At 66.1% G+C, this 15621-nt stretch carries 12 protein-coding genes; 5 read left to right on the forward strand and 7 right to left on the reverse strand.

Annotation, left to right across the window (positions count from 1 at the left end):
- Positions 1-62 precede the first annotated feature (62 nt).
- Genes IE122_RS12165 through smpB form a run of 3 tightly spaced genes read right to left on the reverse strand, consistent with a single transcriptional unit; the run spans position 63 to position 3633 of the window.
- On the reverse strand, positions 63-2549 hold the full coding sequence (locus tag IE122_RS12165) for a hybrid sensor histidine kinase/response regulator (protein ID WP_229814088.1): 2487 nt from the start codon (positions 2547-2549) through the stop codon (positions 63-65).
- Positions 2546-3151: a DUF2062 domain-containing protein gene (locus IE122_RS12170; protein ID WP_189621450.1), complete on the reverse strand. Its 606-nt coding sequence runs from the start codon at positions 3149-3151 to the stop codon at positions 2546-2548. The genes IE122_RS12165 and IE122_RS12170 overlap by 4 nt, the downstream gene beginning before the upstream one ends.
- Positions 3151-3633 (reverse strand): SsrA-binding protein SmpB, encoded by a 483-nt coding sequence (smpB, locus tag IE122_RS12175; RefSeq protein WP_189621451.1) that lies wholly within the window; start codon positions 3631-3633, stop codon positions 3151-3153. Before smpB ends, IE122_RS12170 begins: the two co-directional genes overlap by 1 nt.
- A gap of 187 nt (positions 3634-3820) precedes the next feature.
- On the opposite strand from smpB, the gene IE122_RS12180 reads away from it, so the two are divergent.
- Positions 3821-5785 (forward strand): alpha/beta hydrolase family protein, encoded by a 1965-nt coding sequence (locus tag IE122_RS12180; RefSeq protein ID WP_229814090.1) that lies wholly within the window; start codon positions 3821-3823, stop codon positions 5783-5785.
- A 191-nt stretch (positions 5786-5976) separates the two neighbouring features.
- On the opposite strand, the gene dapA is transcribed toward IE122_RS12180, so the two are convergent.
- Positions 5977-6858: a 4-hydroxy-tetrahydrodipicolinate synthase gene (dapA, locus tag IE122_RS12185; protein WP_189621452.1), complete on the reverse strand. Its 882-nt coding sequence runs from the start codon at positions 6856-6858 to the stop codon at positions 5977-5979.
- 101 nt (positions 6859-6959) lie between these two features.
- Here dapA and IE122_RS12190 point away from each other — a divergent pair, with 101 nt between their 5' ends.
- Positions 6960-8927, forward strand: a complete 1968-nt coding sequence (locus IE122_RS12190) for a lytic transglycosylase domain-containing protein (protein WP_189621453.1) — start codon at positions 6960-6962, stop codon at positions 8925-8927.
- Positions 8928-8937: 10 nt separating this feature from the next.
- On the forward strand, positions 8938-9423 hold the full coding sequence (gene greB / locus IE122_RS12195) for a transcription elongation factor GreB (protein ID WP_189621454.1): 486 nt from the start codon (positions 8938-8940) through the stop codon (positions 9421-9423).
- A 6-nt stretch (positions 9424-9429) separates the two neighbouring features.
- On the opposite strand, the gene IE122_RS12200 is transcribed toward greB, so the two are convergent.
- The 3 genes from IE122_RS12200 to IE122_RS12210 form a co-directional block, all read right to left on the reverse strand.
- Positions 9430-10458 (reverse strand): hypothetical protein, encoded by a 1029-nt coding sequence (locus IE122_RS12200; RefSeq protein ID WP_189621455.1) that lies wholly within the window; start codon positions 10456-10458, stop codon positions 9430-9432.
- Between the two features lie 102 nt (positions 10459-10560).
- Positions 10561-12504 carry an excinuclease ABC subunit UvrC gene (uvrC, locus tag IE122_RS12205; protein WP_189621456.1) on the reverse strand — a complete coding sequence of 648 codons (1944 nt, stop codon included), beginning with the start codon at positions 12502-12504 and terminating at the stop codon, positions 10561-10563.
- A gap of 82 nt (positions 12505-12586) precedes the next feature.
- Positions 12587-13216: a class I SAM-dependent methyltransferase gene (locus tag IE122_RS12210; RefSeq protein WP_189621457.1), complete on the reverse strand. Its 630-nt coding sequence runs from the start codon at positions 13214-13216 to the stop codon at positions 12587-12589.
- 187 nt (positions 13217-13403) lie between these two features.
- On the opposite strand from IE122_RS12210, the gene IE122_RS12215 reads away from it, so the two are divergent.
- On the forward strand, positions 13404-14186 hold the full coding sequence (locus tag IE122_RS12215) for a succinate dehydrogenase iron-sulfur subunit (protein WP_189621458.1): 783 nt from the start codon (positions 13404-13406) through the stop codon (positions 14184-14186).
- A gap of 102 nt (positions 14187-14288) precedes the next feature.
- Positions 14289-15407, forward strand: coding sequence for a cell division protein ZapE (zapE, locus tag IE122_RS12220; protein WP_189621459.1), 1119 nt, complete (start codon positions 14289-14291; stop codon positions 15405-15407).
- Positions 15408-15621 lie beyond the last annotated feature (214 nt).

The raw sequence follows: 15621 nt of genomic DNA on the forward strand, positions 1-15621 counted from the left end.
AAAGCGATGTATCCTCTTTGTTCACGGAGAACAAGAGGGGAACTTTGGCGGATTACCTATTTTTAACGGCGGTTCGCCGTCTGCGCGGTGCGGGCCAGAACATCCCCGACTTTTTCCGAGAGCTGCTGCACGCTGAACGGTTTGGGCATGAACCAGGCGTTGGCAAGGCTGATCTCCTTGCGCAACTGTTCCTCGGCATAGCCCGACATGAACAGCAGCGGCAGGCCGGGCCTGATCCGCCGTATCTCGCGCGCCATCGCCGGCCCGTCGAGCGTCGGCATGACGACATCGGTGACGACCAGATCGAACTCGCGGCCCGACTGGACGATTTCCAGCCCTTCCTCGCCATCGCCGGCGCAGGTCACCTCGTAGCCCTGCCGGGTCAGCGCGCGCTGCGCCACCATGCGCACCGGCTCTTCGTCCTCCACCAGCAGGATGCGTCCGCCGCCGGCCCACTGGCTGACCACCGGTTCCGCCCGCAACGACGCGGCCGACGTTGGCGCGGCGCCGGGAGCGGCGTGATAGACCGGCAGATAGACGATGAACCGGCTGCCCTTGCCCAGCTCGCTCTCGGCGAAGATGAACCCCCCCGATTGCTTGACGATGCCGTAGACGGTGGAGAGGCCCAGTCCGGTGCCTTTGCCCTGATCCTTGGTGGTGAAGAACGGCTCGAAGATCTTGCCCAGCACTTCGGGCGGAATGCCGCCGCCGGTATCCTCGACGATCAGCGCGGTATATTCGCCGACCGGGATGATCTCGCTGCGCATCGCGCGGACATCGGACGGGTTGACCTTGCGCGTGGCCAGCGTCAGCCGGCCCGCGCCGTCGCTGCCGCCGCGCGTCCCCGGCCCTTGGCCCTGCCCCTGCATCGCATCGCGCGCGTTGACCGCCAGATTGACGATGACCTGCTCCAGTTGGGTCGGATCGGCCCGCACCGGGCCGAGATCGCGATCGTGAGTTACGATCAGTTCGATCTTCTCGCCGATCAGGCGGCGCAGCATCTGCGAGACATCGGCCACCACATCGGGCAACTGCAACACCTCGGGCCGCAGCGTCTGCTGGCGGGAGAACGCCAGCAACTGGCGGGTCAGCGAGGCGGCGCGGTTCGAATTGGCGCGGATCTGCTGGATATCGTCATAATCGCTGTCGCCCGGCGTGTGCCGCATCAGCATGAGATCGCAGGTGCCCAGGATCGCGGTCAGCACATTGTTGAAATCGTGCGCCACCCCGCCGGCAAGCTGGCCGACCGCCTGCATCTTGGTCGCCTGCGCGACCTGGCGCTTGAGCCGCGCTTCCTCGGTACTGTCGGTCAGGCCGAGCAGCACCGCCGCCTCACCCAAGCCCCGCACGCCGGCGAGGCTGAGCGAAACCGGATCGTCCGGCTGCCCGACCAGCCGCACCGCGATATCGCCGGCGGTCGCGGGCCCCTGCGCAAAGCGGCGGATCGCTTCGGACAGCGCGCGCTTGTCCTCACGCACGGCAAGGTCGGTCGGATAGGTCGGCGGGGCCTGCCCTTCGCGACCGGCGGCGCGCATGAAGGCGGGGTTGGCGAACAGCAGCCGCCCGTCGCGATCGGCCATGGCGAGGCCGAGCGGAAGCTGGCCGAGCAGCGCTTCGAGATGCGGTGCGGCGGCCCCGCCGCCACCGCCCGAGCCGATCCCCGCCGTCGCATCGACGACGAGCATCAGCGATGGTGTGGTGTCCGGATCGGGCGGGGCATCGCTATCAGGATCGGCCACCGGCACGTGATAGAGCACCAGCGGCCCGCCACGATCGCCATCGCGCGCCCAGCCAATGCGATCGCCTTCGTCCTGGCGGAGCTGGGCGACGAAATCGTGCCCGGTCATATCGGCCAGCGCGTCTCCGGTCGCGCCCAGCGCGAAGCCGGCGCTGGCGGCGCGGATGGTGCCGTCGGGATCGACCAGCGCGGCGGCAATGCCGGCCCGCGCCAGCCCCCGCCCCAGCTTGCCGTCAAGATGGACGACCATGTCAGCAACCGGATCGCTGGTCGATGCGCGGGTAAAGCGCCAGACGAGGAAATCGTCCCCGCGCCCGCAGCGGCTCACCTCCACTTGCCACGACGATCCGCTCAGCCCCGCCTCGCCCTCGGCGCGGATATCGCCGCGCGCCGTGCCGTCGCGCCAGGCCTTGCGGGTCATTTCGGCCAATGCCTCGGCCGAAGCGTCGTTGACCGGCAGGCGCGGCGGGGCCAGGCCGGAGAACCACGCACCGAACGCCGCGTTGGCGCAGGTCAGCCGGCCGGCGCGGTCGGTCACGGCGATGGCCATGTCTTCGCGCTCGATCGCGGCGACGGTCACCGACCAGTCGGGCAGTGCGAACTCGGGTTCCGCCGCGCGCGGTTTGACGCGCGAGATATAGACGGCCAGCCCGGTCATCGCCGCCATCGCCGCCACGAACACCGCCACCAGCAGCCAGTCATCGGCCGTGAACCACACCACCGCCACGCTCAGCGTCAGCGCTGCGGCGACGATCAGGATATCGTAAGGGCGCAGCGGCGCATCGCCGGCGGGCTTGCCAAGCCCGGTCAAGCGACCTGCTCCGGCTCGGCGATCACCGCCTCATCGCTTGCAGGCGGCACGGCGCGCAGCGGGCGAAGGCCGCGCGCGCGGTGCTTGCGGCCGATCCAGTGCCGCCAGAACCAGGACGACAGCAGATAACCGACCGCTGCCGCCACGGTCGATATCACGAACAGCCCGAACACCAGCGCGGGCGCGGCGTCCGAGAGCAGCCAGCGCCCCCAGGCACCCAGCCCCGCGCCGCTTTCGTAAAGCGCGCTGAAGGTGGAGAGATCGGCATGAAAGCCCATGCGGTTGCCCAGCCAGATCGAGGCCGCCAAAATCAGCGGCGTGGTGGCCGGATTGGACAGGAACGTCATCGCCGCCGCCAGCGGAATGTTGCCGCGCACGGGCACGCACATCAGCGCCGCGCCGACGATCTGGACTCCGGGGATCAGCGCGAAGATGCCGATCAGCAGCCCCACCGCCACGCCGCGCGGGACAGAGCGGCGGGTGAAGCGGAACAGTTCCTGCCGACGCGCGAAAGGCGCGGTCAGGCGATTGGCCTCAAGCTCGGCATGGGTGGGCATCTGGCGGTGCAGGAAAGCACCCAGCCGCGACAGGATGCCGCTCATCAGCCGTGTTCCCGCATCAGGCGCGCCTGTTCGCGCTTCCAGTCCCGCTCTTTCACGGTATCGCGCTTGTCAGCCGCGTTCTTGCCCTTGGCCAGCGCCAGCTCCACTTTCGCGCGGCCCCGGCTGTTGAAATAGATCGACAGCGGCACCAGCGTCATGCCCTTGCGCTCCACCGCGCCCTGCAACCGCGAAATCTCCCGCTCGTGAAGCAGCAGTTTGCGCGGGCGGCGGGGTTCGTGGTTGAAGCGGTTGCCGTGGCTGAATTCGGGCACGTTCGAGTTGATCAGCCAGATCTCTCCGCCTTTCACCTCGGCATAGGATTCGGCGATCGTCCCTTCGCCGAAGCGCAGGGACTTCACCTCGGTCCCGGTCAGCGCGATGCCGGCCTCGAACTTGTCCTCGATATGATAGTCGAACCGCGCGCGGCGGTTTTCCGCGACGGTTTTCGCCTTGTCGAACAGAGAATGCTGGGGACGTGCCATTGTGAGGGCCATGTAGGCATGTCGCGGCGAAAAGGGAACCGGGCGTCCGCGCCATTTTCCGTGGACTGCCCCCTGTCCGGGAGGAAGCAGTTTTGCGCCATGACGGGTGCGAATTTCAGCTTGTTAACTTGAACGACGGTGCGCAACATCATCAACCGGAATCGAAAAAGCACCGGGGGGGGTAGACTTGCCGTTCAATCCGTTTTTCTCGCGCGCCGCAACGGCGGCCGCTGCCGCGCTCGGCCTGATGGCGGGGCCTGCGGCATTGGCCGCGCCGCCCGCGCCGCCGCCGCTGGAAGCTTACGGCGAGCTCGCCAGCATTTCGATGCTCACGATGTCGGAAGACGGGAGCAAAGTGGCGGCGATCGTGCGGGCAGCGAACACCAATGTGCTGGTGGTGTTCGATCCTTCGGGCAAGGTCACTCATAAGCTCGCCGTCGGCGATGCAAAGGTCCGGGGCATCCACTGGGTCGGAAACGACACGGTGCTGCTCGTCACATCATCCACGGTTGCCCTCGGCTTCGGGTTCACCACCGATCGTGCGGAACTGAGCAGCACGGTGATCATCCATCTCGACGGAGCAAAGCCCGAGGTCATATTCGCCGGCCGCAACAACATCGCCCAGACCACCACCGGCTTTTACGGCGTCCGCATGGTGGGCGGAGTGCTGCAGCCCTATATCGGCGGGATCGCTTACGAGGTCAGCAAGTTCGGGGCTGATCTGACCAACACCAACACCACACTCTTCCGTGTCGATACCCGCAGCAACGATCCCACCCGCATTGCGGCCGCCGCGCCGGTCGATCACTCGCGAGACTGGCTGATCGCACCCGATGGCACCGTGGCGGCGACACTGGACGTGGCGGAAAAGACCGGGGACTGGGTCATCAAGAATGCCAAAGGCCTGAAATTGGCAGCCGGCAATGACCCGACCGGCGATGTCAGTCTCTACTTCTTCGGCAAGGACGGCTCCACCGTCATCTACGGCAAGGCGGAAGAGGACAAGACGTTCAACTGGTACGAGGTCCCCCTCGCGGGAGGTACGCCAACGCCCTTCCTGAAAGATGAGGAAATCGAAACCACCTATACGGACCCGTTGACAGGAAGGCTGATCGGCTATCTCCCGGAGGGTGAAAATGCCAAGCCGGTCTTCTATGATGCCCGCCATCAGATGGTCGCCGGGCAGGTTTCCAAGGCTTTTGCCAAGTACCACATGCAAATGACCGACTGGAACGCGGACTTCTCGAAGGTCCTCGTGTACACTGATGGGGGCGACGGTGACAGCGGCACTTGGTTCTTCGTGGATGTGGGCAGCCTCAAAGCCAACGCAATCGGCTATGAACGCGAGAAAATCATGCCCGATCAGGTCGGGCCGATTTCCACCGTCACCTACAAGGCGGCAGACGGGCTGGAGATGGACGGCATCCTTACCCTGCCGCCGGGGCGCGATCCGAAAAACCTGCCGGTCATCATGTTTCCCCACGGTGGCCCCGCAGCTTACGACAGCCCCGCGTTCGACTGGTGGGCGCAAGCCTTCGCATCGCGCGGCTATGCGGTGTTCCAGCCCAACTTTCGCGGGTCCACGAACCGCGACAGCGCCTTCAAGCACGCAGGCGACGGCGAATGGGGCCGCAAGATGCAGACCGACATTTCCGACGGCTTGGCGGAACTGGTGCGTCGGGGGATCGTCGATCCCAAACGGGCGTGCATCATGGGCGCCAGTTACGGTGGATATGCGGCGCTGGCGGGAGTGACCTTGCAAACCGGGCTCTACCGCTGTTCCGTATCGGTGGCGGGGATCTCCGATGTCACGCGGATGTATTCCACCGACATGCGCGAGAGCAATTACAACAAGATGCTGCGCTCCGGCCTGCAAGAACAGCTTGGCGATCCCGCCAAGCTTGGCGAAGTGTCACCCCGCCGCTTCGCCGCGCGGGCCGACGCACCCATCCTGCTGATCCACGGCAAGGACGATACGCGCGTGCCATTCGTGCAGAGCACAATGATGGTGGATGCCCTCAAGGATGCGGGGAAACCCTACGAATTTGTGATCCTGAGGGACGAAGACCACTTCCTTTCGCGCAGCCCCACGCGCAAGCAGATGCTGGAAGCGGCCATGACCTTCGTCCAGAAATACAACCCGGCGGATTGAGCGAGGCTTGCGCAGAGTCCCACCCCGCTGCGACTAACGTGCTGCGCACGCAAGTCTCGCTCCCCTCCCGCAAGCGGGCGGGGATGCGCGGAGACGCCCTCCCGCGCGCGGGAGGGCCGGAAGGCTTGGCGATTTTATCGCCTTAGCCGGACGGGGTGGGCCATCCTCCCCCGTCGCCGACAGCTCCGAACTTACAGTATCCCCGCGTGAACCAGCGCCGCGTCCACCGCCCCACGCGCGGCCTCGCCGCAGGGGACCATCGGCAGGCGCAGCTCGTTCTCGATCCAGTCGTGCACCTGGGCCAGCGCATACTTGCACGGGCCGGGCGATGCGTCCTCGAACATGGCGTAGTGCAGCGGATAGAGCTTGTCGTTCAGCTCGCGCGCGCGGGCCAGATCGTTCGCGGCGCAGGCAGCCTGGAATTCTGCGCAGAGTGCCGGCGCGACGTTGGCGGTGACCGAGATGCAGCCAACGCCACCCGCCGCGTTGAACGGCAGCGCCAGTTCATCATCGCCGGACAACTGGCAGAACGCCTTGGAAATGCCCATCCGGTGATCGGTCACGCGCGACAGGTCGCCGCTGGCGTCCTTGATGCCGACGAACGTGCCGGGGAACCGCCGCGCCAGTTCGCACACGGTTTCCGGCTTGAGATCGGTCACCGTGCGGCCCGGCACATTGTAGAGGATGATCGGCAGCTCGGTATTCTCGGCAAGGTACGAGAAATGGGCCAGCAGGCCTTCCTGGCTCGGCCGGTTGTAATAGGGGGCAACCACCAGCGCGGCGGCGGCACCGCTCTTCTTGGAAAATTTCATGTGGAGAACCGCGTTCATCGTATCGTTGCTGCCGCAACCGGCGATGATCGGCACCCGGCCCGCCGCCTGTTCCACGCAAACCTCGATCACGCGGTGGTGTTCGGCGTTGGAAAGCGTCGAATTCTCCCCCGTCGTTCCGCACGGCACCAGCGCCGAGGAACCCGATTCGATCTGCCAGTCGACCAGCTTGCGAAAAGCTTTTTCGTCGAACGCTCCGTCGCGAAACGGCGTGACAAGCGCTGGAATCGAACCGGAGAACATGGACTTTACCTCTGCTGATGCGCCATGAATGCCGTTCGGCCGGGCCCCTGTGCCCGGCAACCGGATCATGTTCAGGGCCTGATAAGGAGCCTTTTCTCAAAATGTCCAGCATGCAGCGCGTTTCCGCTCTCCTTCTGGCAGCGGCGAGTTTCGCATTCGTGCCCCCGGCGTTTGCCGCCGAAGGGCGCGAATGGGATCTCGCAAGGGCCCAGTCGATGCAGGACCACGATCTTGTCGTCCACCAGTCGATCGACCGCTGGCGCCAGCTCCAGGCCGCCGGCCAGCTCGATTTCGGCACTTACGCCAACTTCCTGATGACCTATCCGGGCTATCCGCAGGAAGAAAAAATCCGCCGCGCGGCCGAGAAGGCTGTCGTCAATGACGCCTCCGATCCCAACACCGTGGTCGCCTTCTTCGATCGCTTCCCACCGCTCACCAGCGAAGCGGGCGGTCGCTATGCCACGGCCCTTTCGGCGATCCGCCGCTATGACGCGCCGACCAAGGCGGTGGCTGCCTGGCGGGCCGGCAGCCTTTCGCCCAACGCCGAAGCCACGTTGTTCTCGCTCTATCGCGATTTGCTGACCACCGCCGATCACGATGCCCGGATGAACGCCCTGTTGTGGCAGGGGGAGACGGCGCAGGCCGAGCGCGAGATTTCGTTCGTCTCCCCGGCGCGGCGCGGGCTGTTCATGGAACGGCTGACGCTGCTGCAGGGCATGGCCCCGGGATCGCTCGGCGTCGACCTGCCCGGCGATGCGCTGCGCGATGGCGGCTATGTGTTCAACCGGGTGGTCCAGGCTCGCAAGGCCGGCAACCTCCCCGCTGCCGCTTCGCTCCTCGCCAACCGCCCGCCGCTGGCCGCGCCGGTGCCGCAGCCCGAACGCTGGGTGAAGGAGCTTCTGGCGGCGGCCCGCGCTTCGGGTGCAGACATTGCCGTGCGCATTGCCAGCCAGATCGACGATGGCTTTGCGCCGGGCACCGATATCTCGCGCCTCAGCTATCGCCTGCGCGATGATTACACCACGCTGATGTGGCTGGGCGGCACCAAGGCGCTGTGGGGTTTGGGTGATGCGCGCCGTGCTGCGCCGCTGTTCTATCGCTATGGTGCCGCCGCGCAGACGCCGGGGACCCGATCCAAGGGGTTCTACTGGGCCGGCCGCGTGCTGGACGATGCCGGCGACAAGAGCGGCGCGGCCCGCTATTTCGAGCTGGCGGCGCAATATCCGCACTACTTCTACGGCCAGCTCGCCCTCGAACGGCTGGGCCGCCCGCTGCCCGATCTCGACACCCGCCCCAAGGCCGTGCCCACGGCATCCCAACAGAGCGCATTCATGGGCCGCCCCATCACCCGCGCGGTGATCGATGTCGCCCGCGACGGGGACTGGCGCACGACCGTGCAGTTCTTTCGCGAAATTTCAGACCAGGCGCAGAGCGAGGCGGACCATGTGCTGGTGGCGCAGCTTGCCCAGCAGATCGGCCGCCGCGATCTCGCCGTCATCCTCGGCCAGTCGGCCCATGCCGATGGCTTCGGCGATTTCGGGGCGATCGCCTTTCCGCTGATCCCCACCCACCCCGGTGCCAACTGGACCATGGTCCACGCGCTGACCCGCCAGGAAAGCCAGTTCGCCCAGAACGCGCTGAGCCACGCCGGCGCGCGCGGCCTGATGCAGCTTATGCCGGGCACCGCGCGCGAACAGGCGGGCAAGATGGGCCTTGGCTATGACCTGTCGGCGCTGGTAACCGACTCCGCCTATAACATCCGGCTGGGCGATGGCTATTTCGGGCGGATGATGGATTACTTCGGCGGTGCCACCCCGCTCGCCGTCGCCGCTTACAATGCCGGTGCGGGCAATGTGAACAAGTGGCTCGCCGCCAACGGCGATCCGCGCACCGGATCGATCGACTGGATTGACTGGATCGAGAAGATCCCGATCTATGAGACCAAGAACTACGTCCAGCGCGTGCTGGAAAACGCTGTCGTCTACGAAATGATGTATCCCGCCAAGTCGGACTACACCGGGCCCAATCCGCTTTCGCGGCTGATGCCCGGCAAGCGCCGGCCCGGCTGAGCAGCATAGCATGAAGCCCGATGGACCGCCGATCACCCCGGCCGGAATGGCCGCGCTGCGCGCGCGCTATGACCACCTGCTCGGCACCGAGCGCCCGGCGATCGTCGAGATCGTATCATGGGCTGCGGGCAACGGCGATCGCTCCGAAAACGGCGATTACCTCTATGGCCGCAAGCGCATGCGCGAGATCGACCGTGAGCTGGCCTACCTCGCGCGGCGGATGAAGGCGCTGCGGGTGGTCGACCCGGCGCGGCAGGAAGTGCGCACCCGTGTGTTCTTCGGCGCAACCGTGACCCTGGCCGACGAGGACGACGAGCAGCTCACCATCACCATCATCGGCGATGACGAGCAGGATGCGAGTGCGGGCCGGATCGGCTGGAGCGCGCCGCTGGCCCGCGCCCTGCGCGGTGCTGCGATCGGCGATCTGCGCCGCGTGAACCTGCCGTCGGGGGAGAAGGAATGGGAGCTGCTGGAGATCAGCTATCCCGCCGGCTGAAGCCGATCAGCTTTCCAGCAGCAACGCGTAATCGCGCATCAGATCGTTCGCGCGCACGTTTGCCAGCACCAATCCATCGCCGTCGCGCTCGCCGAAGCGCCGACCGAGGATGCGGCGAACTGCGGCAACAGCGCTGTCGTTCAGGCCGTATGTGGTCGCCAGCACTTCCACTGCGGCAGGCAGCGGCTGGGCCGCCAGCATCTCCAGATTGAGCGGGTGATAGCCGAACCCCAGCATCACCAGCCGCTGCGAATCCGCGACCACCGCCTGCATCGCCGCGACAAGACCGGTATCGGCCAATGTCTGCGCGCCGGTGCGGATGCCCGGAACCAGCGCCTGCATATCGCCCGGCACCTCCACACCCCATTCCAGCGCCGGCCCGGTGCCGGACTGCCATGGCAGCCTGCCCAGCGTGCCATAGGGATGGACTATGCGCAGCCGCTCGCTCACCAGTTGCTGCGCTTCTTCGAACGGCATCCCGAAGGCCATCATCAGCGCATGGGGCATGAAATGCTCGACCGACCGGTCATAGCAGAACGAGATCACCGAAACGGCATCAAGGCAGCTATCGACGCGCGACAGCGGCACCCCGTTCGTCACCAGTTGGCCGAACTGGTAAAGCCATGATTCCGTCCCTTGGATCGGCAGATCCCCGGTCACGCGCGGTGCCAGTCGCAGGATGGATTTGGCCTCACCCTGGCACAGGAAGTGGATCAGGGTCAGCTTGCCGCAGGCGACCACCAGCGGATCGGCATCGTGCTGGTCCAGCACAGCATCCACCGACCGGGCCAGCCGCGCCGCCAGCCGCAGCCGTTCCGCCGCCTTGAATGCAGCCGCCTGATCCTGCCCGCGCGCCGTTGCCAGCGAGGTGAAGTAGTGCGCCAGCATCGCGGTATCGCGCGACTGGGTGGGCGTGCCCAGGCGCGAGAATTCCAGGCTCTGCCCGATCTTGAGCAGCAACTCGTCGTTGGCCGGCATCGCCAGTTCGCTGGCGGCCCCCGCGCCGATGATGAAGGTGGTCCTGGTCCTGATCATGTTCTTTCCGGCCGCAAGCGCCCATCCGCCCGCGATGTGGTTAAGAATGCAATGCCCGCAAATGTTTAATTCCGCGTCACCGGCACCCGCAGGCGACAGCGATCAACCGCCGGCATGGTAGAAATCGTAGATCGCCCGCGCCACCGTGGCACTAACCCCCGGCGCACGCTGGAGGTCCTCCAGGCTGGCCGCGCGCACCTTCCCCGCCGTGCCGAAGTGCAGCAGCAGCGCCCGTTTGCGCGCCGGGCCGATGCCGGGGATTTCATCCAGCGGGCTGGCAGTGATCGCCCGGCTGCGCTTTTCCCGGTGCGCGCCGATGGCGAACCGGTGCACCTCGTCACGCAGCCGCTGAAGGTGGAACAGCACCGGCGAATTGACCGGCAGCATCTTTTCGCGGCCGTCGGGGAAGTGGAACACCTCGCGCCCCTCGCGGCCATGATGCGGCCCCTTGGCGATGGCGATCAGCGGCACGTCCTCTATGTCCAGTTCCTCAAGCGCATCCTTGACCGCGCTCATCTGGCCCTTGCCGCCGTCGATCAGCACCAGATCAGGCCACTGGCCGCCATCGCGATCGGGGTCTTCATCCTGCGCCCGCGCGAACCGGCGGGCAAACACCTCGCGCATCATGCCGTAATCGTCGTTGGTCTGCGCCTTTCGGATGTTCCACTTGCGGTACTGGTTCTTGATGAACCCCTCCGGCCCCGCCACCACCATCGCTCCCAGCGCATGCGCGCCCTGGACGTGGCTGTTGTCGTAGATCTCGACCCGCTGCGGCGCTTCGGGAAGGTCGAGAAACTCCGCCATCTCGCGCCAGACTTTCGCCTTGGTTCCGGTTTCCGCCATGCGCCGGTCCAGCGCCTCGACCGCATTGCGTGAAGCCTGCGCGATCAACCGCCGCCGGTCGCCGCGCTGCGGCACGCTCACTTCCACTTTGCCGCCCGCCGCAGTCGCCAACGCCTCGGCCAGCAGGTCCGCCTCGGGCAAATCGCGATCGACCAGGATCAGGCGCGCCGGGGGCACTTCTTCGTAGAACTGCGCCAGGAACGCGGTCAGCACCTCAGCCTCGGCCAGCCCCTCGGTGTGGGTCGGGAAAAAGGCGCGGTGGCCCCAGTTCTGCCCGCCCCGGATGAAGAACGCCTGGATGCCGACATGCCCGCCCTTGGCTGCGACCGCGAAGACATCGGCATTGGCGACACCGGCGGCATTGATCGCCTGGCTGCCCTGGATGAAGGTCGCCGCGCGCAGACGATCGCGCAGCATCGCGGCGCGTTCGAAGTCCAGCGCCTCGGCCGCTTCGGCCATCTGCGCTTCCATCCGGCGCTGCACCGCGCTCGATTTGCCGCCCAGGAACTCGCGCGCCTCGGCCACCAGTTCGCGATAACCCGCCGCGTCGATCCGGCCGACGCACGGCGCGGAGCAGCGCTTGATCTGGTACAACAGACAGGGCCGGTCGCGCCGCGCGAAGAAGCTGTCGGTGCAACTGCGCAGGAGGAAAAGCTTCTGCAGCGCATTGATCGTGGTGTTGACCGATCCGACGCTGGCGAACGGGCCGTAATAGTTGCCGGTCGCCCGCCTGGCACCCCGGTGCTTCATGATCCGCGGGAAGGCATGATCGGCGCGCAGCAGGATGAACGGGAACGATTTGTCGTCGCGCAGCAGCACGTTGTACGGCGGGCGAAAGCGCTTGATGAGCTGGGCTTCCAGCAGCAGCGCCTCAGCCTCGGAATTGGTGGTGACGATCGTCATCGACCGGGTCTGGCTGACCATCCGCTGCAGCCGCCCCGGCAGGCGTTCCCACTGCACGTAGTTGGCGACGCGGTTGCGCAGCACCCGCGCCTTGCCGACATAGAGCACATCGCCCCGGGCATCCTGCATGCGGTAGACGCCCGGCCGCGCCGGCAGCGTGCGCACCGTATCGCGAATGACCTCGGCCCCGCGTGCCAGATCGGGCGTATCGCTGCCGCGCACCGTCGTCACCGCCCGTTCCTCGTGGAAGCGTTCGGTTCCCTTCGGGTGGTCAGGGGTTCCGGCGGGTGTTCGGGCCATGCTGGCCAGATAGGGCTTCAGAGGCGGATTGGAAATGCGGCGCGCCCCCGGGCCCGGCACGAACCCGGGGAAACTTCCGCGATCAGACCGCCGGCTTGACCGCCCTTCCCCATTCCATCCAGCTCACGAAGCGCGGCGCTCCGCTGGCATAATGGGCACCCATCCGCTCGGGCGCGAAACCGGCGGCAGCGATCGCCGGGGTGACAGGGCGGGTCAGGTGGCAATTGCCGGCAAGGCTGCTCCACACCGGTTCGATCCGCGCCTGCCAGCGGGCGACGCCGGCGTCCGGCGCGTGGCCGTGCTCGGCATAGAGCAGCGCCCCGCCGGGCTTGAGAACGCGGCGCAGTTCCGCCAGCGTCCGGCCCGGATCGTCCACCGAACACAGCGTATAGGTGCAGACCACCGTATCGAAGCTGTCGTCCGGAAACGGGAGTTGCTCACCAGCGCCGGCCACGAATTGCGCATCGGGAACGCGGGCGGCTTCTCGCGCAAAGTCCAGCCCCTTGGCCGATGGATCGAGCCCGCAATAGGCCGTTACTCTGGCTGGATCGTAAAACCGCTGGTTGATCCCGCCGCCGCAGCCGATCTCGAACACCCGCCCCTCGGCAAGCGGCACCACCTGGCTGCGGACCTTCATCACCGACGGATGGCCACAGGCGCAGCGGATCAACCGCGGCACAACCTTGTCGTCCCACCAATGCCGCAGACCCATGCATCCCCTCCTTATCGCTTTGGTCCGGTCTACCGCGCCGGATGGGGTGCTGGCCAGCGCTATTGCCGGCGCTGGCCAGCCCGCCCCCGTGCCCTTCCGTAGTCTCCCCTTGCCCTGCGCTGGTGAATCGCTAGAGGGGGTCAGGAGTCGCGGCCCATGCCGCAGTGCAAAACGACGGGGACGATTGATGGCGCAGTTCACGCTTCCGGCCAACAGCAAGATCAAGAAGCAGGGCAAGGTCCACAAGGCCGAAGGCGCCACCCGCGTCAAAAAGTTCACCGTCTATCGCTACGATCCCGATTCAGGCGAAAATCCGCGTTACGACACGTTCGAGATCGACCTCGACACGTGCGGCCCGATGGTCCTCGACGCGCTCATCAAGATGAAGAGCGAGCAGGATCCTTCGCTCACTTTCCGCCGGTCGTGCCGCGAAGGCATCTGCGGTTCGTGCTCGATGAACATGAACGGCTCGAACGGCCTCGCCTGCACCACCGCCATCGAAGACCTCAAGGGCGATATCCGCATCACCCCGCTGCCGCACATGGACGTGATCAAGGACCTCGTTCCCGATTTCACGCACTTCTACGCGCAGTATGCCTCGATCCGCCCTTGGCTGCAGACGGTGTCGACCACGCCTTCGGGCAAGGAACGCCTGCAAAGCCCCGAACAGCGCGAGAAGCTGGACGGCCTCTACGAGTGCATCCTGTGCGCCTGCTGCTCGACCTCGTGCCCGAGCTACTGGTGGAACTCCGACAAGTTCCTCGGCCCGGCGATCCTGCTCCAGGCCTATCGCTGGCTGGCTGACAGCCGCGATGAAATGACCGGTGAGCGTCTGGATGAACTGGAAGATCCGTTCCGCCTCTATCGCTGCCACACCATCATGAACTGCGCGAACGTGTGCCCCAAGGGCCTCAGCCCGGCGCGTGCCATCGCCGAAATCAAGAAGATGCAGGCAGAGCGCCAGGTCTGAGGCTGAGCCCGGGCGAAGCGGTCGCGGCGACGTGAACGGCGTGTACGGCAGCACCACCAATCCTTCGGCCGACCGCGCATCGGCCGGACGGGGGGCCTGCGCATGAGCAGCCTTATGAACCGGTACGAGGCGCTGGTCGCCACCGGCGAACTGCGCCCCGATCCCGAGCAGGCCGCTGCGGCCGAGCATCTCAGCAAGCTGCAGCGCGCGCTGCACAAGGCCGCCGCACCGGCCGGGCTGCTGGCGCGGTTCAAGGCGCGCAAGAAGGCCCCCGGCCCGCGCGGTGCCTATATCTGGGGGGGCGTCGGGCGTGGCAAGTCGATGCTGATGGACCTGTTCCACCAGACGCTCGACATTCCGGGAAAACGACGCATCCATTTCCACGCCTTCATGATCGAAGTGCACGCGCTGTTGAACGAGGAGCGCAAGAAGGAAAGCGGCGACCCTATTCCGCCGGTGGCGGCCACCCTCGCGCGCGGGCTCCAGTGTCTGGCGTTCGACGAGATGGTGGTCAACAATTCCGCCGATGCGATGATCATGAGCCGGCTGTTCACCCGGCTGATCGTCGATGAAGGGGTGACCGTGGTCACCACCTCGAACCGCGCCCCGCGCGAGCTTTACAAGGACGGGCTCAACCGCGAGCATTTCCTGCCGTTCATCGCGCTGATCGAGACCGAGCTCGACGTGATGACGCTGAACGGCCCGACCGATTACCGCCTTGCGCGGCTGGGCGGCATGCCGACCTGGCACACTCCGCTGGGCGAGGACGCGACGGAAGCGACGCGTCAGGCGTTCTACCGCCTAACCGACTATCCCCCCGAAGACGCCGACCATGTGCCAAGCGAAGAGATCGACGTCGGCGGCGGGCGGCTGCTGCATGTACCCAAGAGCCTCAAGGGCGTGGGCGTGTTCAGCTTCAAGCGGCTCTGCGCCGAAGCGCGCGGCGCGGCCGATTACCTGGCGATCGCCCGGACGTTCCATACCGTCATCATCGTCGGCATCCCGAAGCTCGGCCCCGAAAACCGCAACGAAGCGGCACGCTTCGTGACGCTGATCGATGCACTGTACGAACACCGCGTCAAACTGATCGCCGCCGCCGATGCCGAGCCCGAACTGCTCTATCAATCCGGCACCGGGCGGTTCGAATTCGAGCGGACGGTCAGCCGGCTGAACGAAATGCAGAGCGCGCAATACATGGCGCTGGGCCACGGCGAGGACTGATTTCGTTAACGCCGCCGCGCATTCGAGCGAAAAATGGTTACCGAAATGCGAATCACTTGCTCGCTGAAGCCGTGCTCGATGGGATTTGACTGTGGCGCGGCTGCTGATTTCGTTCAGAAACGACCATTGCAAGATGAGAAATTGCAGCGCGATCTGCTCGCCTGATCCGTCAATTCAACAAATAACCGGAAACCAGAAAGAAGAAAGGCGAAGT

This window comes from Novosphingobium colocasiae (assembly GCF_014652555.1).
In the GTDB taxonomy this organism is placed as follows: domain Bacteria; phylum Pseudomonadota; class Alphaproteobacteria; order Sphingomonadales; family Sphingomonadaceae; genus Novosphingobium; species Novosphingobium colocasiae.